This is a genomic window from Pantoea sp. QMID4, assembly GCF_030270445.1.
Taxonomy (GTDB): domain Bacteria; phylum Pseudomonadota; class Gammaproteobacteria; order Enterobacterales; family Enterobacteriaceae; genus Pantoea; species Pantoea vagans.
In genome coordinates this window covers 42,874-63,028 of sequence record NZ_BSXL01000004.1, presented here as the reverse complement: position 1 = coordinate 63,028, position 20,155 = coordinate 42,874, and the positions used below count along the sequence as shown (strand labels likewise).

The following is a 20,155-nucleotide window of genomic DNA, read 5'->3' as shown; positions in this document are numbered from 1 at the left end:
GAGCCATTGAACTCACAGCACAAAGCGGACATTCATAGCCCCTTTACCCGAACCTACCCATCCTCACCATCGCCCGATACCACGCCCCGCGCTGAATCGACCAGCGCAACCCCACCGCAATGGCATTAATCTTCTGGTCAATCATCGCCTGCTGAAATCGGCCAATTTCCGTACCAGACATCGCCTGCGCCCATGAGGGCATTAGCCCGAATCCCGACTTCAGCATCACCTTCATCACCGGTTTCGCCTGCCAGCTGGGTGCAGGGGCATTAATCAGCAATCGCGTCACTTCGGCAGTGCGTTCGTCAAAGCGCAGCTCCGGACGCATCTGTTGCAGGTAATCCGCCACATCGACAACGCTTTTTGGCACATTCTCTGCACCCAGCGCTTCGGCAATCAGCGCCGCTTCCTGATAGTACTGATCCTGTTCCGCCCGGGTAAGCTGAGGATTTTTGTAGCGCAGATGAGCCGCCAGAAAACGGCTGGTCTCCGCTACATGCACCCAGGTGAGCAGATGCGGATCGCTGGCGGCATAAGGTTTGCCCGCGCTGTCGGCGCCGCTGACTTTCAGGTGAATGCGTTTCACCCGGTCGAGCAGCGTCTGCGCATCCTGTGAATTCCCGTAGGTGGTGACGGCGATAAACTGACTGGTGCGCCGCAGGCGGCCCATCATATCTTCACGGAAATTGGAGTGATCCCAGACGCCCGCCAGCGCCGCCGGATGCAGCATCTGCAACAGCAGCGCACCGATCCCGCCGCACATCATGGAGGTGAAGTCTCCGTGGACGCGCCAGATCACGCTGTCCGGGCCAAACAGGCCGGGATCGCCAGGCGGTTGAGAGAGGTCAAATTCATTCATCGACAGGCCGTTAAGGCGGAAGACCTGCTGCTGAATGCGGTCACGCAGATTAATCATGGCGGCTCTGATAATAGATATGATGCGGCGCGCGGTAGCAGGACGCTCACGACGCGCCGCATCACCTTCCCCTGCGTTCAGGGAAAAGGCTGACGGTTATTGGTAGCTGAACTGCGCATTCTCAGTACGGACGGAATCGAGTCCAATCATCACGTTGAATTTGCCGGGCTCTGCAACATGCTGCATCTGCTGGTTCCAGAACTTCAGCGCATCGACATCGATCTTAAAAGTCACGGTTTGCGACTCGCCCGCTTTCAGCATGATGCGCTTAAAGCCACGCAGCTCCTGCACCGGACGGCTGACAGACGCGACCGGATCGTTGAGGTACATCTGCACCACCGTCGCACCCTCGCGCTTACCGCTGTTGGTTACCGTCACGCTGGCCTCAACGCTGCCGTCGCGCGGCATGGTCGGTGAGGACATTTTTACCGGCGACACGGTGAAGCTGGTGTAGCTCAGGCCGTAACCAAACGGATAGAGCGGGCCGTTAACCGCATCATAGTAGTGCGAGGTATACTTGTTCGGCTTCGCAAAGTTGTAAGGACGACCGGTTGGCAGATGGTTGTAGTAGATCGGAATCTGACCCACTGAACGCGGGAAGGAGACCGGCAGTTTGCCCGACGGGTTGTAGTCGCCGAACAGCACATCGGCGATAGCATTACCACCTTCAGTGCCGCTGAACCAGGTCTCCAGCACGGCATCAGCCATGCGATCTTCATTTACTATCGACAGCGGGCGCCCGTTCATCAGGACAATCACCAGCGGCTTACCAGTGGCTTTCAGTGCCGCTAACAGCTTCTGCTGGCTCGGCGGGATCACCAGGTCGCTGCGGCTGGAGGCTTCGTGCGCCATCCCCTGCGCTTCGCCCACGGCAGCAATCACCACATCGGCCTGCTTCGCTTTGGCAACCGCGTCATCGATCATCTGCTCAGCTGAACGCGTATCCACGGAAACCGCCTGCTCATAGAGGTTCAGGAAGTCCTGAATCCCTTTGTTGTCGCTGACGTTAGCGCCCTTCTCATAAAGCAGCGTCGCTTTGCCTTCGGTGGCATTGCGCATGCCCTGCAGCAGCGAAACGGATTGCTTCGCCACGCCTGCGGCGGACCAGCTGCCCATGATGTCGCGCTGACTGTCTGCCAGCGGACCAATCAGTGCAATAGTGCCCGATTTTTTCAGCGGCAGGGTTTCCAGTCGGTTTTTCAGCAGTACGATGCTTTTACGCGCCACATCGCGTGCTTCAGCGCGATGCAGACGGCTTTCCGCATTGGTGTCCTGCGGGTCGCCTTCTTTCGGACCTAAATGGCTGTAGGGATCGTTAAACAGGCCCATGTCATATTTGACGTTGAGCACATGGCGCGCCGCATCATCAATTTCGGCCATCGTGACATCGCCGCTCTTCACCAGGTCCGGCAGATACTTACTGTAATATTCGTCGCTCATGCTCATATCAACGCCCGACTTCAGGGCGATGCGTACCGCTTCCTGCGGATCACTGGCGACGCCATGTTTGATCAGTTCTTTAATCGCACCGTGATCGCTGATAGTGATGCCTTTGAATTTCCACTTATCGCGCAGCAGATCTTTCAGCAGCCAGCTGTCTGCCGTGGCGGGAACGCCATTGATGGAGTTCAGCGCCACCATCACGCCGCCGCTGCCTGCATCCAGTGAGGCTTTGTACGGTGGCAGATAGTCCTGGAACATGCGCTGCGGGCTCATGTCCACTGTGTTGTAATCGCGTCCACCCTCAACGGCACCATAGAGCGCGAAATGTTTCACACTGGTCATCACACTGTAGCGATCGGCGGCACTTTTGCCCTGCATCGCCTGCACCATGCTGCGACCCATTTCGCTGGTGAGCCAGGTATCTTCACCGAAGCCCTCAGAACCACGACCCCAGCGCGGTTCACGGCTGACATCCACCATTGGCGCCCAGGTCATATTCAGACCGTCGTCGGCCGCTTCATAGGCGGAGACGCGTCCCACCTCTTTCACCGCATCCAGATCCCAGCTGGCCGCCAGAGCCAGAGGAATCGGGAAAATAGTGCGCTGACCGTGAATCACGTCGAAGGCGAAAAACAGGGGGATCTTAAGGCGGCTGAGCTGCATCGCCTGATCCTGCATCGCGCGGATATCCTGACGCGTTACCGTGTTAAAAATCGCACCAACCTGACTCTTCTGAATCATGTCGCGAATGGCTTCTTTCGGATTATCAGGTCCGACGCTGATTAAACGCAGCTGACCAATCTTCTCGTCCAGCGTCATTTTTTTAAGCAGCTGGTTAACGAAGGCATCACGCGCCTGTTCGGTCATCGGGTGGTTACCTGGCACTGTCTCAGCCAGTGCGGGTTGCATCGCGAGGGAAACAGCGAGACTAACAGAGTAAATCCATTTCATCAGGTTGGGTTCTCTTAAGTAACTGCGCAATATCGAATAAACAGGCGGCAGTGTGCCACAAGATGAGAATAGCAGGTAGCTGCCGCTGTCACACTGCGTTGAGGTCAGTTGACGTGCTACAGTTAGGACGCACTGATAAGACAAGGGAATTGCTCATGATACAAACCTCTGCCCTGCTTTCTGACCTGCGCCGCCTGGTCGGCCCTGCCCATCTGCTGACAGAACCTGAACAGACTGCCCGCTATCGCAAAGGCTTTCGCTCCGGCGAAGGTGAGGCGCTCGCCGTGGCGTTTCCCGGTACGCTGCTGGAGCTCTGGCGGGTACTGCAGACGCTGGTGAAGGCGGATGTCATCATCCTGATGCAGGCGGCGAATACCGGTCTGACCGAAGGATCAACGCCGCACGGCAATGATTACGACCGTCCGCTGGTGATTGTCAGTACCCTGCGACTGGATAAGCTTCAGCTGATCGACGAAGGCCAGCAGGTGCTGGCGTTCCCCGGCAGCACACTCTATCAGCTGGAAAAAGCGCTGAAGCCGCTGGGACGTGAACCCCACTCGGTGATTGGCTCCTCATGCATTGGGGCTTCGGTGCTGGGTGGCATCTGTAATAACTCCGGTGGATCGCTGATTAAGCGCGGTCCGGCATACAGCGAGATGGCCCTGTATGCGCAGATTGATGCACAGGGAAGACTGAAGCTGGTGAACCATCTGGGTATCGATCTGGGGACCTCGCCGGAAGAGATTCTGGGACGGCTGGATGACGACCGCTGGCAGCCCGGCGACGTGCAGCACGATGGCCGTCACGCCTCCGATCATGAATATGCCGACCGGGTCCGTGAAGTCGATGCGGATACACCCGCCCGTTATAACGCCGATGCGCGTCGCCTGTTTGAAGCGTCCGGCTGTGCCGGGAAGCTGGCGGTTTTCGCGGTGCGACTCGATACGTTCCCCAGCGAACCGCAGCAGCAGGTGTTTTACATCGGGACTAACGAACCCGGTGTGCTCAACGATATCCGCCGTCACATCCTTGCGCATTTCACCCATCTGCCGGTGGCGGGCGAATATATGCACCGCGACATTTATGACATTGCGGAAGTCTACGGCAAAGACACCTTCCTGATGATCGACAAGCTGGGCACCGATAAGATGCCGCTGTTTTTCACGCTGAAGGGTCGGGTTGATGCCTGGCTGAGCAAGCTCGCCTTCGTTAAGCCGCATTTCAGCGACCGGCTGTTGCAGCGCCTGAGCAAACTGTTCCCGGCCCATCTGCCCAAACGTACGAAGCAATATCGCGACAAATATGAACATCATCTGATGCTGAAGATGTCGGGCGACGGCGTGGCAGAAGCGCGTAACTATCTGCGCGATTACTTCCGTGAAGGCGGTGGCGAGTTCTTCGAATGTGAAGGCAAAGAAGGTGCGCACGCGTTTCTGCATCGCTTTGCGGCAGCGGGTGCGGCCGTGCGCTACCATGCGGTACATGCGGATGAGGTCGAGGATATTCTGGCGCTGGACATCGCCCTGCGTCGCAACGATGCGGACTGGTTCGAAACCCTGCCCGATTCGATCCGCGCATCATTAAGCCACCGCCTCTACTATGGTCATTTCTTCTGTCATGTTTTCCATCAGGATTACATCGTCAGGAAAGGGGTTGATGTGCATGCACTGAAAGCGCACATGCTGGCGATCCTGCAGGCGCGCGGCGCGGAATATCCCGCTGAACATAACGTCGGTCATCTCTATCAGGCAAGACCGCAGCTGGCGGCGTTCTATCGCCAGCTCGATCCGACCAACAGCTTCAACCCTGGCATTGGCAAAACCAGCAAGCAAAAAGGCTGGGCGGTGAAGCAGGTGTAATCGCGGTTAGTGGTCAGCCTGTCTGAGCAGGCTGACCTTGATACGACGCAGCCATCCACTCACTCCTGTCAACTTCCTGCCGTATTCTCCCTGCTGATGACTAACATCTTCATCAAAAAATTAATTCTCCTTCCCGGATTGCACCTGCTTTATTTACCGTCATCGGTTTCTGCACAACACCTCACAAAACATCCCGCAGCCAATTGATAATTCGCGTCGCGAAAAATAGATTGTTGCCACTAAAACTAAAAACCGTGAAATTGCCTTTATTTCATAAAGGGAGGAATGATCTTGCGGAAAAATAATTTCGCGTTAGCGTTAACAGAAATAGCCACTGTGGTAATAGCCCTGTCAGCAATAATTTCATCACCCACTCATGCGGCCGGATGTATTGACGACGCATCGCTAAAGGCAATGTTTTTAATGGCAACGCCAGCGGGATCGCAGAGACATCGATCCCGCCAGTGAATATCAGGGACAGTATCGGGCTAATTTACATCATGCCTCGCTCAACAATAATCCCGACGTCCAGTCAGGCTATGCCGGGGTGTGGGTGCGTCTGGACCTCGCCGTTTTTGGCGCTGCCGAACTTGCCAGCAGTGGTCCCGCTGCCCCTAACGAAATTGACTTCAGTAAGGCACGCACCCGCCGGGACGAAAAGTGGACTGGCGACAGCGGCGGTGCGTCGGTTTATAAAGCCGCGCTAAAGTTTAAATATAATGTCGCCTTGCCTGGGGTAACGCTGGAGTACAGTCTGGACAAGGGGGCGAACTGGCAGCGATACGATGCTAACAGACCACCGCAGGTCAGTGATGCCGTGGCAATCCGATCCGTGAGCCGCGACGGGCAGCGCACCAGCCGCGTCGAAACGTTGTAGTAAGCGAGAGTGAGAGAACAGGCAGGGAAACCAGCGTTGTGAACATAAAAAAGGCCGACAGACGTCAGCCCCTTTCACACCTAAACCAGCTTCTCTTCTGGTACCGGCTCCATACCCGGCATCTGACGGCGCTCGATAATCATCGTTTGCGGTGTGGAGAGCAGAATGCCCTCTTTACGCAGACGCGTCAGAATATCGAACAGCAGATCGCTCTTCGCCCCCGAGATCTGGCGCTGACCCGCTACGTTACCCGTGACGCTCAGAATAATGCCCTGCTGAGTCAGATCTTTAAACGAAACAGACGGCTCCGGCGTTTCCAGAATACGTTCGTTCTCATTGTAAACATCCAGCAGAATATCGCGCACCTTCACCGGATCGATATCGAGCGGGAAAGTCAGCGTAATCGTCACTACCCCCTGCGCATTGCCCATGGTCGCATTGCGCACGTTCTGCGAGATAAACTGCGAATTAGGCACAATCACCGTGGACTTGTCGCCCAGCTGGATCTCGGTGGCGCGCACATTAATACGACGGATATCCCCTTCAATCCCGCTGATGCTCACCAGATCGCCGACTTTAACCGGACGCTCGGTTAACAGTATCAGCCCCGAGATAAAGTTCTTCACGATCTCCTGTAAGCCAAAACCGATACCAACCGACAGCGCACTGACGATCCACGCCAGTTTGTTCCATTGCAGACCCATGATCGACAGGGTCAGCAGGATAATCAGCACGTAACCGATGTTACTGAACAGCGTCACCAGCGACACGCGCATCCCCACATCCATGGTGGTTTTTGGCAGGAAATCGGTGTCGAGCCAGCGGCGCACTGAGCGCAGCACATAGATTCCGACAATCAGGCAGATTATCGCATTCACCATGTGAGCCGGTACGATATTCAGGGATTCCAGCCCTTTACCGCCCCAGAACTCAATCACTTTTTGCAGCAGCTCAATCGGTGTTGAGGAGGCAAAGGTGCCGTTGACCAGCGCCAGTGCAACAACCAGCACCAGGAAGGTTTTACCGATGGCCGTCAGCAGCGTAGCCGTCTGCTGCAGGTGACGCTCATTAATGTTAAGCGAACTCTGAATGCGACGACCCGTAGCGTTACTGGTCGAGAAGAGACTCTCACAGCCATCTTTCAGCAGGTGACTGAGGAAGTAGAACGAGCCAAACAGCAGGCCGCACCAGATCACCTCATAACTCAGGAAGCGCGCCAGCGTAACGTAACCGATCAGCAGCGACACCAGGATGGCAATTGCGGTCAGCGTCAGGCCCATCTGGATTAGCCCGACCAGTGTCGAGCGGGCTTCCGGCGGCGTACCCGTCTGGCTCATGCGACGACGCACGCGGTTGGTGCGCATGCTAATCGCCAGCGCAGTGCAGCCAATCAGCAGCGCCGTCAGCCCGTTGGCAAAAATGGTGGTATTCAGGCTGGTGCCGACGCTGTAGTTGAACGCCTCAACCGTCTGGAAGATAAAGACCAGCACCGCGGTAATGGGCGGAAACGGCTTTAACGCCATCGCCACTTCATTAGAGATGGTCGGTAACCGCCAGCTGGGACGACGGGTAGAAAGGAATGCACGTCCCAGTCCGGCAATCAGGCCACAAAAGACGCTGAGCTGTACCAGACGATCGACAAAGTCCTGAACGTTTTCAGAGACCTCATCACGGCGGGTGAAAGCCAGGGCGATAAAGTTAAAGGTAAGGACAACTGCCACCAGCGTGGTGAGCGCTATCGCTGCCGCCAGGAAACTGCGACGCAGCTTCCCTTCCGGCAGTTTATTAATGCTGACCCAGGCCAGAAACTCTTCACTGTAACGACGGCCCACCGTCATCACCAGCAGCGCTGCCAGCAGCCAGAAGACACTGCCCACGCGCCAGCCCGGCTCCCAGGAGAGCGCAGCTGTGTCCTGCAACTCCTGCAGGAACTCACCAATTTTCTCGCCATCCAGATCCTGTGAGCTGAGCAACGGTGACCAGAAGCGCGCCCCGAGGATGCTGCCGGAGTTCAGCGCCAGCTGGCTTTTCAGCCGATCGCGACGCAGGTTAACAATCTGCGAGGAAAGCATCAGTGCGCCATTTTTAATGCCTTCAGCCTGCTTAATCTGGTCGTCGAGTTTGCTTTTCTGACTCTCCAGCGTGTTACGCTTGCGCGTCACTTCCGGCGTCTCTTTGACGCCGCTGTCCGCTTTCGGGGCCGGACCCAGCACCTGCAACTGGGCTTCCAGTTGCTGACGATCGGGAACCAGCGCCTGGCCCAGCGTATCGGCATTGCCGGAAAGCTCCAGCGCCATTTCATTCAGCTGCGTCAGCTTGTTTTCGCCAGCATCGACAGAAACCTGACTTTTAATTTTGTCGAGGATCTTCTGCATTTTCGGCAGTTCAACCGCGGCATTCAGCTTCGGCGGAGCATCCTGTTCCTGAGTAGCACCGGCCGTATCATCCGCGGCCAGCGCCAGCGCCGGGGCAAACCCTGCCAGCGCCAGCATTAACAATGCAAAAAGGGATCGTATAAACATATGTGTAAGATTCCGGCAGCTTAAATCAGGCGATCTTCCCTCGCCAGTCGCGCGTAAGTTTAGGGCTTTGCAAGGGATGGCAATATAGGAATAACGGGCATTTTTCGGGCTGATTCGGGACAGGCAGCGGCATGAACATCGCTTTACGCCTCTGCCTGTTTCTTCCCGGCTACCTGCTCAGCCTGCAGGTAACGCTGGTGCGCGCCGTACGCGACACCGGTTATTCTCTACTCAACGTCGGCACTGCCGGCACCATTGCTGGCAACCTGGCCCGACTTCTGCTTTTTATATGCCAGCGCAGCGGCAGGCACTGGCGCGGCTTTGCCGGTCTCAATCCAGCTGCGCAGACGGTTAGCGTCGGCGAAGTGGGTATATTTGCCAAAGGCATCCAGCACCACCAGCGCTACCGGACGATTGTTAATCATCGTGCGCATCACCAGGCAGTGGCCCGCCTCGTCGGTATAACCGGTTTTGGTCAGCTGAATATGCCAGTCATTTTTATAGACCAGATGGTTGGTATTGCGGAACGGCAGCGCGTAGCTCGGATGGGCAAACACGGCCGTCTCTTCTTTTGTGGTGCTGAGCGCGCCAAGCATCGGATATTCCCGCGTCGCTTTGAGTAACTTCACCAGGTCCTGCGCGCTGGAGACGTTCTGCGTTGAGAGGCCGGTTGGCTCCACATAGCGCGTCTGTTTCATGCCGAGTGACCGCGCTTTGGCATTCATTGCCTGGATAAAGGCGTGATAACCGCCCGGATAGGCGTGAGCCAGGCTGGCGGCGGCACGGTTTTCTGAAGACATCAGCGCCAGTAACATCATATTGCGGCGGCTGATCTGGCTGTTGAGCTTAACGCGTGAGAAAACGCCACGCATTTCCGGCGTCTGGCTGATATCGACGTTAATCATCTCATTCATCGGCAGATGCGCATCCAGCACCACCATCGCGGTCATCAGCTTGGTGATGGACGCAATGGGCCTGACCCGATCAGGGTGACTGGAGAAGAGCACTTTATTGGTGGTGAGGTCAACAATAATCGCACTGCCAGAAGCGATCTGCGGCTGAGCAATAGGCGCAAGTTGCGACAATGAAGTCGTCGCCTGCGCCGGAAGTGAAACAATCTGCCCGGAAACGAGCAGCGCCAGCGAAAGCAGGGTGGAGCGAATTTTTGCAGGCATCGTAGAAAAAAACCCGGTTATGATTATGTACTGTATCAGACCGACACAGGCCGCCCGCTTCAGTCACGTCGGCGCACGGGCTGGCAGCAGCATCATACGCTTAAGGTTAAGAAATTTCCTGGTGAGATTGTTTCCGGGCGTAAAAAGAGAACTGCCGCCAGAGCGGCGGCAGCGGTCAGTCAGAACAGATGCGGTCCATATCCCCACAGCACCACGGTCAATGCCAGTAACACTTCAAAAACCAGCACGCCGATGGCAAGCGTTGAGCCGGAAAAACGCAGGCTTTCTTCGCGGTCGATATTCAGAAACAGAGGAATGCCAATATAGAGCAGATAGCCGGTGTAGAGCAGCGCCAGCGCACCTGCCAGTACGCAGAGCCAGACCAGCGGATAAAGTGCCACCAGTCCGCTGAGAAACAGTGGCGTCGCCACGTATCCCGCAAACACGGTGCAGCGCTGGACGCCGGGACGCTGCGGATAATCACGTGCCATCCAGTGGATCACGCGCCCCATAACTGCGACACCGCCCAGAATAATCAGGTAGAACAGAATGCCCAGCCCGATGCCGGTTGCCAGGTTAAGTTGCACATATCGCCCCTCGCCCAGATTCCAGCCCAGCTGAGTTGTACCGATAAAGGCGCAGATCACCGGGATCGCCGCCATCAGCAGAACATGGTGGGTGTAGTGGTGCGAGACACTCTCATTTTCTTGCTTGATATGACGCATTTCCTGGTTCGGATGCGCCAGAAGTCCCCAGACATGGTTCATACAGTCACTCCTCTGATGCGATGGGCCGCCCGGTGATGCATGCGTCTTTAGGGGCAGCGTCTCCTCAAGTATAAACGGCAGTGAAATTTTCGTGGTGACCGGATAAAAAACAGCATAAATAAACGAACCCGTGGTGGCCGGGCGGAAGCGAAGCCAAATCGCGTATAGACTGAAAGAAATCATCACCGAACAGGGAGAGTCATTTTGCATCTGGATATCAACGCATTAATTACGCAATACGGTTATCTGGCACTTTTTATTGGCTGTATTGCCGAGGGGGAGACATTTACGCTGCTGGGCGGCGTCGCCGCGCATGAGGGGCTGCTGCATTATGTGGGGGTCGTGCTGGCGGCAATGGGTGGCGGCATTGTTGGCGATCAGCTGCTCTACTGGGTCGGTCGCCGCTGGGGCACGCGGATCCTGCGCCGCTTTAAAAAGCATCAGGACAAAGTGGTGAAGGCAAACCGCCTGATCAAACGCCGTCCCAGCCTGTTCGTGATTGGCGTGCGCTTTATGTATGGCTTCCGGCTGATTGGACCCATCATCATCGGTGCCAGCCGCCTTAACCCGATGAAGTTTTTTATTCTTAACGTTATCGGGGCGGCTATCTGGTCGCTGATCTTCGTGACGCTGGGCTATTTCGCAGGCGGCATCATCGCGCCGTGGCTGCATAAACTCGACCAACATCTGAAACATCTGCTGTGGCTGGTCGGGGCGATCGTCTTCGCCTTTGTGCTGCGCTGGGTGATCCGTCGCTGGCACAACCGCCGGGCCGATCAGCAATAAATGAACGGCGTATTCGCCAGATGACACACCGGTCGCCAGACGCTGAACAGAGTCTGGCGACCTGCTGACGATGATGTGAGTCTCACCCGTCCACCTTCTCCTCTCCTTCCCTATTCAACCGCGCGTTAACCATCTGTGCCCAAACGAAGCCGCATCGGATGGCTCAGCTATAGTTAGGATGGACACTGACAGGGGGAGAAGAATGAGTAAGTTAAAACGTAAGATTGAAGACCACGGCGTCATCGGTGATTTGCGCACCTGTGCGCTGGTCGCTAATGACGGCACCATTGATTATCTCTGCTGGCCTGAACTCGACAGTCCGTCGGTGTTTGCCGCCCTGCTCGACAGCGATGATGCCGGCCTTTTCTCCCTTGCACCTGACTGGCCCAATGCGCGGCGTCAGCAGCTTTACCTGCCTGACACCAACATCCTGCAGACCCGCTGGCTGGATGATGAAGGCGTAGCGGAAATTACCGACTACATGCCGATTTGTGATGATAAGAACAAACTGCCGCGCCTGATCCGCCGGGTCAGGATGGTTCGCGGCAGCGCAACCTTTCAGCTGCGCTGTTCACCGCGTCATGACTACGCCCGGGCACAAACCCGGGCAGAAGCGCACAACGGCTGCATCGACTTTCATGCCGAAGGTCAGCCGTCGCTGCGCCTGGCAGCCTCCGTTGTCATGACGCTGGAAGATGACAGCGCCACCGCCCACTTCACGTTACAGCCTGGCGAACATGCGCAGTTCGAATTTGGCAGCGTGGATGATGCACATATCGAAGCGCTGTCCACCGAACACTGCTTTGAAGAGACGCTGAACTACTGGCGACGCTGGAGTGCCCGGAGCACCTATCAGGGACGCTGGCGCGAGATGGTGCAGCGCTCGGCGCTGGTCCTGAAGCTGCTGACTTCACATCAGCACGGCTCGATTGCGGCGGCAGCAACTTTTGGCCTGCCTGAAGAGCTGGGCGGCGAACGCAACTGGGACTACCGCGCCTCCTGGATCCGCGACGCCTCGTTCAGCATGTATGCACTGATGCGGCTGGGCTACGTTGATGAAGCTAAACACTTTACCCATTGGGTCGGGCGATGTGTTGAAAACAGCCATCACGATGAGATGCGCCTGCAGGTGATGTACCGGCTGGACAGCGGCACCGAGCTGCATGAGATGGAGTTACTCAATCTCTCCGGCTATGCCGACTCCCGCCCGGTTCGCATCGGCAATGACGCCTGGCAGCAGACCCAGCTCGATATCTATGGCGAGCTGATGGATGCGGTCTATCTGGCCAATAAATATGGTGAGGCGATCTCTCAGCGCGGCTGGGAGCATGTGGTCAAAATGATCGACTGGCTGTGTGAGAACTGGGATCAGCCCGATGCCGGTATCTGGGAGATGCGCGGCGAGCCCGAGCATTTCCTTCATTCGCGTCTGATGTGCTGGGTGGCGCTGGATCGCGCATTGCGACTGGGCATGAAGCGATCCCTGCCGATGCCTTACGAACGCTGGGATCGCGCGCGTCGTGAGATCCGCGAAGATATCTGGGCAAACTTCTGGAACAGTGAACGCGGCCATTTCTCTGCCACCCGTCATGGCGAACATCTCGACGCTTCCATGCTGCTGATGCCGCTGGTGCGCTTCGTCGGTGCCACCGACCCGGACTGGATTGCCACGCTGGATGCGATCAAAACCAATCTGGTCAGCGACGGTATGGTGCGGCGTTATAATACCCATGAAACACCGGCCGATGGCCTCAAGGGATCGGAAGGCTCCTTTGGTGCCTGCTCATTCTGGTATGTCGAGTGTCTGGCGCGCGCGGACCGGATCCAGGAAGCGCATTTTGAATTTGAGAAGCTGCTGAGTTACGCCAATCCGCTGGGCCTGTACGCCGAGGAGTTTGACAGCCACGGTCATGCGCTGGGCAATACGCCGCAGGCGCTGACGCATCTGGCGTTAATCAGTGCCGCCTTTTTCCTGAATCGCAAACTCAGCGGTGAACAGACGCAGTGGCAACCTTAATCAGGACTCCCTCCGGAAAGCCGCATTTTACACGCCCTGCTTTCCGGAAATGCGCTAACATCCGCGATGAATTTACGTAAAGTATTGCAGGCAGGTTAAATTCCCGATTCACAACGTCAGATTAATGAACATATAATGCGCAGCAGGTCACATTGGCCAGCATGAATTCGACACATAGACCAGCCTGAAATATGGCGATAAAGAATTGTAAAATATGAAAATTATTCGCGCTTTCGCTTCAATCGCTCTGGCCCTGGCGGCATTCAGCCAGTCAGCCTTTGCTGTGGTTTACCCGTTACCGCCGGCCAACAGCCGTCTGATCGGGGAAAATATTGAAATTACTGTTCCTGAAGACAGCAAGCTGCCGCTGGAAGCTTTTGCGGCGCAGTATCAGATGGGCCTCAGCAATATGCTGGAAGCTAATCCGGGTGTTGACGTTTATCTGCCTAAAGCTGGCAGCAAAATGATCATCCCACAGCAACTGATCCTGCCTGACGCACCGCGTGAAGGTATTGTGATTAACAGCGCAGAGATGCGTCTTTACTACTACCCGAAAGGCAGCAAAACCGTGGTGGTGCTGCCAATTGGTATCGGTGAGCTGGGTAAAGATACCCCGATTAACTGGACCACAGCGGTAGAACGTAAGAAAGATGGCCCGACCTGGACGCCAACTAAAGGTATGCATGCGGATTACGCGGCACGCGGTGAAACGCTGCCAGCCGTGTTCCCGGCAGGCCCGGATAACCCGATGGGTCTTTACGCGCTCTATATCGGTCGTCTGTATGCGATTCACGGCACCAACGCCAACTTCGGTATCGGCCTGCGCGTGAGCCATGGCTGTGTGCGTCTGCGCGCTGACGATATTAAGTGGCTGTATCAGAACGTGCCGGTCGGTACGCGCGTACAGTTCGTCGATCAGCCGGTAAAAGCGACCGTAGAGCCAGACGGTTCACGTTATGTTGAAGTGCATAACCCGCTGTCGACCACTGAAGAGCAGTTTAACTCACGTGAGCTGGTGCCGATTACGCTGACGCAGGCGGTAAGCAAAGTGCTGGTTGATGCCAGCGTCAATCAGGATCAGGTTAACGGCGCTATTCAGGGCCGTACCGGTATGCCGGTAAAAGTGAACGGTGTGGAAAACAACATCCAGACCGCACCTGTACCGATGCCGGAAAACCCGCAGGCTGTACCACAGGAACAGCCGATGACGCCGGTGACCCCACAGGGTGCAAGCAGCGATGCTGCACAGCCACAGCAGCCGGCCACTGAGCAGACCGCACCGGTCACACCAGCGGCACCTGCAGCAGCGGCGAATACCAACTCGTAATCGCCGCCCTGCTCTAAAAAGCCAGCGCCTGTCGCTGGCTTTTTTATTGCCTGCTTAATGACGTTGTAGCCAGCATTCCCGGCTCTTCATCCCCGCCCGACCATCATTAATCTGTCATATAAAGCGCGTATCACACTCCGTTAACCCGATGCAAATCAGCATCCGGCATCAGCCACGTGAGGTACACCATGAGCGAAAACGGTCTCTCCTCCTCATCAGCCCAGGGACGCCCCGATTTCAACGGCAAGGGCAGCCGCTTCAGCAAACCGCTGTTTTTCATTCTGCTGGTGGCGGGACTGGCGTTCGCCGGACTCAACCTGGTTAATGATGTTGAAGAAACCAACACGCCGGTCACCAGCTATCTGCCGTTCTTTCTGCTGGGACTGGCGCTGCTGATTGCGCTCGGCTTTGAGTTCGTCAATGGTTTCCACGATACCGCTAACGCCGTCGCTACCGTGATCTACACCCATTCGCTGACGCCCGGCGTGGCCGTGGTCTGGTCCGGTTTCTGTAACTTTATGGGCGTGCTGCTCTCCAGCGGCGTGGTGGCGTTTGGCATTATCTCACTGCTGCCGGTCGAGCTGATCCTGCAGGCCAGCAGCGGCAACGGCTTCGCCATGGTCTATGCGCTGCTCTTCTCCGCCATTATCTGGAATCTCGGCACCTGGTATTTCGGCCTGCCCTCGTCGTCGTCGCATACCCTGATTGGTTCGATTATCGGCGTCGGGGTGGCTAACGCGATGCTGCACGGGCGCAGCGGACTGAGCGGCGTAGACTGGGATCAGGCGCTGAAGGTCGGCTATGCCCTGCTGCTGTCGCCGGTGGTCGGTTTTGTCTGCGCCGGGCTGCTGCTATGGGTGATGAAAATGTTTATCCGTCATCGCCAGCTTTATCAGGCACCGAAAAGTGACCAGCCGCCGCCGGTCTGGATCCGTGGTCTGCTGATCCTGACCTGTACCGGCGTCTCCTTTGCGCACGGCTCCAACGATGGCCAGAAAGGGATGGGGCTGATTATGCTGATCCTGGTGGGCACCATGCCGATCGCCTATGCCCTGAACCGATCGCTGCCGGCAGATCAGATCCCACGCGTGGCCGCACTGACTGAAGTGACCGCGCATCAGCTGCTGCAACTTCAACCCAATTCGGCGCATCCTCCGGCGGCCCGCGACGTGCTGACCGGCTTTGTCGGCAGCAACCAGATGAATGCCGGGGTGCTACCGGCGCTGGCCAGGACACTTAACGAGGTGGGCGATCAGATTCGCCGCTACGGCTCGATGGATAACATCCCTGTCCAGGCGGTGACCAATACCCGCAACCAGATGTATCTGGCCTCGGAGTCGATCAAGCATTTGCAGACTGCGAAAGTCGCCCTGCCGCAGGAGACCGAACGCAATCTTAAGGCGGTGAAAACAGAACTCGACAGCGCCACCCGCTTTATTCCGATGTGGGTGAAAGTGGTGGTGGCGATTGCGCTGGGGCTTGGCACCATGGTCGGCTGGCGCAGGATTGTGGTGACAGTGGGAGAACGGATCGGCAAAACCCATCTGAGCTATGCCCAGGGTGCCAGCGCCGAGCTGGTGGCGATGATGACCATTGGCGCAGCCGATGGCTTTGGCCTGCCGGTGTCGACCACCCATGTGCTGTCGTCCGGCGTGGCGGGCACCATGGCGGCCAACCGTTCAGGCCTGCAGTTTTCGACTCTGCGTAATCTGGCTGTCGCCTGGGTATTAACGCTGCCGGTCTCCATTCTGCTTTCTGCCCTGCTCTACTGGGTGTTTATCCATTTCTGATAGTCAGTGCTCACCACCGGTCAGGTGGTGAGCCGTTGCTGCGTATAGAGCCGCAGTGTAATCAGCAGCGCGCCCAGCACCATCACGGCGGCAGCCAGATAGACCGACTGCATCCCCCAGTGTCCGATAAATAAGCCTGCCACCGGGCCGGTTAAGCCGAGTCCCAGATCGAGAAAGGCGGAATAGGTACCCAGCGCCGAGCCCTGGTCCTGACGATCAACCCGTTTAACTGCCTCAACGCCCAGCGCCGGGAAGACCAGCGAGAAGCCGCTGCCGGTGAGGAACGCCCCCGCGCCCACCAGCCAGGCGCTGTCCGCCTGCCAGATAATCAGCAGTCCCAGACACTCCAGCAGGAAAGAGAACAGTGACACGCGCAGTCCGCCAAAGCGGGTTATGAAGCGACCAAAACCCAGCCGCACCAGTACAAACCCCAGGCTGAACAGCGTCAGTGCATAGGCCGCGCCCTGCCAGTCACGGCTGGCAAAATAGAGAGTGATAAAGGTGGCGATGACGCCAAAGCCGATGGTGCCGAAGCCCAGCGCCAGACCATAAAGCCAGACGCGGGAGAAGACGCGATGAAACGGAATGCGCTCGCCCACGCTGACAATGACTGCCGGTTTGCGGCTGGCCATCAGATACCCAACGACGCCCATCAGCGCAATCAGTCCGGCAAATCCGCTCATGCCGAACTCACTGTTCAGCAACACGCCCAGCGGCGCACCAACAGCCATCGCCAGATAAGTGGCAACACCGTTCCAGGAGATGACGCGCGCGGTCTGTAATGGCCCGACGATATTCATACCCCACAGCGTGGAGCCGGTGCTGCTGAAGCTCTCCCCCACCCCGAGAAACAGTCGCCCGATAGCCAGCAGCGCCAGACTCAGCCACGGCCAGTTGCTCAGCAGTGCCGCCACAATAGTCAGCACCCCGCTCATGCCACAGCAGAGCAGCCCCAGCATCACCACCCGTTTTGGACCCAGGCGATCGGCGAGACGGCCCGACTGCGGACGGCTGAGCAGCGTCGCAAAATACTGGATGCTGATAATCAGACCGGCAATAAAGGAGCTGAAGCCGAGATGATTTTTGACGAAGCCCGGCAGCACGGCCAGCGGCAGTCCGACGGAGAGATAGCAGAAGAAAGTGAAAATGATAACTGAGAGGATTCGTTTATTGAGCTGACTGTTGCTCAACACAGCGGTGTCAGACATAGCAGGCTTGTGATGTGGGAAATTTTGCCCACTATACCGTCAGGCTGCTAAAGGGTCGCCTGATTTTTTATCACAAACCATGAACATGTGCATGACGGTCAATCGCCTGTGCGATGTCGCCCGAGTTTTTTAACGCACGGATTTCACTAAATAAGCCATCGGCTTCGCCATACGCTTTGCGCAGATAACCGAGCCACTGTTTGATCCGCGCCACGTGATAGAGGCCGGTATCGCCCTGCTTTTCCAGCCGGCTGTATTTCTGCAATAACCGCACCACATCGGGCCAGGCCATCGGCGGTTCGTTGTATTTCACCACCCGGCTCAGGTTGGGGATGTTCAGTGCACCACGGCCAATCATCACCGCATCGCAGCCGGTGATAGCCGTACAGTTTTGCGCGCTTTGCCAGTCCCATATTTCGCCATTCGCAATTACCGGAATGCGCAGCCGCTGACGAATGTCGCCAATCGCGTGCCAGTTGATCGCTTCTGCGCGATAGCCCTCTTCTTTAGTCCGACCATGCACCGTCAGCTCGCTGGCACCGGCCTGCTGGACCGCGTCGGCAATCTCCAGACTACGGGCACTGGAGTCCCAGCCGAGCCGCACTTTCACCGTCACCGGCAAATCGGCAGGCACCGCTTCACGCATCGCTTTCGCGCCACGATAGATGAGATCGGGATCTTTCAGAAGAGTTGCGCCGCCTCCGCTGCCGTTGACCAGTTTAGAGGGACAACCACAGTTGAGATCAACACCCCAGGAGCCCAGCTCCACCGCGCGCGCGGCGTTCTCGGCTAACCATTCGGGATGCTGCCCCAGCAGCTGCATCCGCACCCGCGTGCCGGATGGCGTACGGCTGGCGTGATGCAGTTCGGGGCAGAGACGGGTGAAGGATTTTACCGGCAGCAGTTGATCGACCACGCGCAAAAACTCAGTGATGCAGAGATCGTAGTCGTTCACTTCCGATAGCAGCTGGCGCACCAGTGAATCCAGCACGCCCTCCATCGGAGCCAGTAAAACCCTCATACTCAGACGTTTCCGGTGCGCTTCGGAGCCGGACGACGTGGACGGGCTGCGGGCTTATCGCCCTGAGGCGCAGCCTGGCTCTGACGACGCGCCTGAGGACGTTTGTCGCCGGATGAAGAGGAACGCGATGCGCCCGCACCCTGTCCGCCCTGACCACGACCACGACCGCCGCCACCTGCACCGCCGCGAGACTGCTGCTGACGACCGTTGATGATCGGCTCCGCCTTGATGCTCGGATCCGGCTCATAGCCTTCAATCGCCAGACGCGGGATTTCACGCTTCAGCAGACGTTCGATATCACGCAGCAGTTTGTGCTCATCGACGCAAACCAGCGACAGTGCGACACCGGTTGCAGCCGCACGGCCGGTACGGCCAATACGGTGAACGTAATCTTCGGCGACGTTAGGCAGCTCGTAGTTCACGACGTGTGGCAGCTCTTCGATATCCAGGCCACGGGCCGCGATATCAGTCGCAACCAGCACGCGAATGCCGCCTGACTTAAAGTCGGCCAGCGCACGGGTACGGGCACCCTGGCTCTTGTTGCCGTGGATTGCGGCAGCGGTGATACCATCTTTGCCCAGCTGCTCGGCAAGGTGGTTAGCGCCGTGTTTGGTTCGGGTAAAGACCAGCACCTGCTGCCAGTTACCTTCGCCGATCAGCTGCGACAGCAGTTCCCGCTTACGCTTCTTATCAACGAAATGCACCTGCTGCGCCACCTGCTCAGAAGCGGTGTTGCGGCGAGCCACTTCAATCATTTCCGGGTTGGTCAGCAGTTTTTCCGCCAGGCCTTTGATCTCATCCGAGAAGGTGGCTGAGAACAGCAGGTTCTGACGTTTAGCCGGCAGACGCGCCAGCACGCGACGGATGTCGTGAATAAAGCCCATATCCAGCATACGGTCCGCTTCATCCAGCACCAGAATTTCGACCTGAGACAGGTCAACGGCATTCTGCTGCGCCAGATCCAGCAGGCGACCTGGCGTGGCCACCAGCACATCGACACCGCCACGCAGCTTAACCATTTGTGGATTAATGCTGACGCCACCAAACACGACCAGCGAACGCAGCGAGAGATATTTGCTGTAGTCGCTGACGTTTTCGCCGACCTGCGCCGCGAGTTCACGGGTTGGGGTCAGGATCAGGGCGCGCACCGGGCGACGACCGCGCACGGGCGTTGCGGTGGCAGAGAGTTTCTGTAACAACGGTAAGGTAAAGCCGGCCGTTTTGCCGGTGCCGGTCTGGGCACTCGCCAGCAGATCGCGGCCTGCCAGCACCACCGGTATCGCCTGGCGCTGGATAGGTGTAGGTTCGCTGTAGCCTTGTTCGGCAACCGCGCGCAAAATATCGGCACTCAGGCCGAGAGAGTCAAATGACATTACGTGGTTTACTCCGGTCCGCTCTGGCCGTGATTCACGGTGTAGTTTTCAGAGGGATAGTGACGGCAGCTGGGGCTGTCGCGTGAAAAGGGCACAAACTACGATGCGTAAGCGGGCGAGTGT

The 20,155-nt window shown here is 57.3% G+C and carries 14 protein-coding genes; 6 read left to right on the top strand and 8 right to left on the bottom strand.

The genetic code is table 11. The annotated features are described in order from the left end of the window. Positions 1–43: 43 nt before the first annotated feature. Together QSK07_RS10045 and bglX are read right to left on the bottom strand one after the other, a co-directional pair. Positions 44–916: an oxygenase MpaB family protein gene (locus QSK07_RS10045; protein ID WP_285720794.1), complete on the bottom strand. Its 873-nt coding sequence runs from the start codon at positions 914–916 to the stop codon at positions 44–46. A 96-nt stretch (positions 917–1,012) separates the two neighbouring features. Next, complete coding sequence (gene bglX / locus QSK07_RS10040; protein WP_285720795.1) at positions 1,013–3,310, bottom strand: beta-glucosidase BglX; 2,298 nt, start codon at positions 3,308–3,310, stop codon at positions 1,013–1,015. A gap of 155 nt (positions 3,311–3,465) precedes the next feature. Here bglX and dld point away from each other — a divergent pair, with 155 nt between their 5' ends. Then, positions 3,466–5,169, top strand: a complete 1,704-nt coding sequence (dld, locus tag QSK07_RS10035; RefSeq protein WP_285720796.1) for a D-lactate dehydrogenase — start codon at positions 3,466–3,468, stop codon at positions 5,167–5,169. Between the two features lie 553 nt (positions 5,170–5,722). Next, positions 5,723–6,046: a chitobiase/beta-hexosaminidase C-terminal domain-containing protein gene (locus QSK07_RS22940; protein WP_502921708.1), complete on the top strand. Its 324-nt coding sequence runs from the start codon at positions 5,723–5,725 to the stop codon at positions 6,044–6,046. Between the two features lie 80 nt (positions 6,047–6,126). On the opposite strand, the gene QSK07_RS10025 is transcribed toward QSK07_RS22940, so the two are convergent. The 3 genes from QSK07_RS10025 to QSK07_RS10015 form a co-directional block, all read right to left on the bottom strand. Then, entirely contained in the window at positions 6,127–8,568 is a 2,442-nt protein-coding gene (locus tag QSK07_RS10025) for a DUF3772 domain-containing protein (RefSeq protein ID WP_285720797.1), read from the bottom strand. A 227-nt stretch (positions 8,569–8,795) separates the two neighbouring features. Further along, positions 8,796–9,743, bottom strand: a complete 948-nt coding sequence (gene pbpG / locus QSK07_RS10020) for a D-alanyl-D-alanine endopeptidase (protein ID WP_285720798.1) — start codon at positions 9,741–9,743, stop codon at positions 8,796–8,798. Between the two features lie 179 nt (positions 9,744–9,922). After that, positions 9,923–10,510 (bottom strand): Yip1 family protein, encoded by a 588-nt coding sequence (locus QSK07_RS10015; RefSeq protein WP_098051148.1) that lies wholly within the window; start codon positions 10,508–10,510, stop codon positions 9,923–9,925. Positions 10,511–10,714: 204 nt separating this feature from the next. Between QSK07_RS10015 and QSK07_RS10010 the strand changes: the two genes are divergently transcribed. From QSK07_RS10010 to QSK07_RS09995, 4 genes are all read left to right on the top strand, one after another. Beyond that, positions 10,715–11,296, top strand: a complete 582-nt coding sequence (locus tag QSK07_RS10010) for a DedA family protein (protein ID WP_285720799.1) — start codon at positions 10,715–10,717, stop codon at positions 11,294–11,296. A 202-nt stretch (positions 11,297–11,498) separates the two neighbouring features. After that, positions 11,499–13,313, top strand: a complete 1,815-nt coding sequence (locus QSK07_RS10005) for a glycoside hydrolase family 15 protein (protein ID WP_285720800.1) — start codon at positions 11,499–11,501, stop codon at positions 13,311–13,313. Positions 13,314–13,527: 214 nt separating this feature from the next. Continuing rightward, entirely contained in the window at positions 13,528–14,640 is a 1,113-nt protein-coding gene (locus QSK07_RS10000) for a L,D-transpeptidase family protein (protein ID WP_285720801.1), read from the top strand. Between the two features lie 188 nt (positions 14,641–14,828). Further along, positions 14,829–16,430 carry an inorganic phosphate transporter gene (locus QSK07_RS09995; protein ID WP_285720802.1) on the top strand — a complete coding sequence of 534 codons (1,602 nt, stop codon included), beginning with the start codon at positions 14,829–14,831 and terminating at the stop codon, positions 16,428–16,430. 20 nt (positions 16,431–16,450) lie between these two features. Here the strand turns inward: QSK07_RS09995 and QSK07_RS09990 are convergent, their stop codons facing one another. The 3 genes from QSK07_RS09990 to rhlE all read right to left on the bottom strand — a co-directional run bounded on the left by QSK07_RS09990 (position 16,451) and on the right by rhlE (position 20,032). Then, positions 16,451–17,638, bottom strand: a complete 1,188-nt coding sequence (locus QSK07_RS09990) for an MFS transporter (protein ID WP_285720803.1) — start codon at positions 17,636–17,638, stop codon at positions 16,451–16,453. Positions 17,639–17,708: 70 nt separating this feature from the next. Beyond that, positions 17,709–18,659: a tRNA dihydrouridine(16) synthase DusC gene (gene dusC / locus QSK07_RS09985; protein ID WP_285720804.1), complete on the bottom strand. Its 951-nt coding sequence runs from the start codon at positions 18,657–18,659 to the stop codon at positions 17,709–17,711. Positions 18,660–18,661: 2 nt separating this feature from the next. After that, entirely contained in the window at positions 18,662–20,032 is a 1,371-nt protein-coding gene (rhlE, locus tag QSK07_RS09980) for an ATP-dependent RNA helicase RhlE (protein WP_110331543.1), read from the bottom strand. Positions 20,033–20,155: the final 123 nt, after the last annotated feature.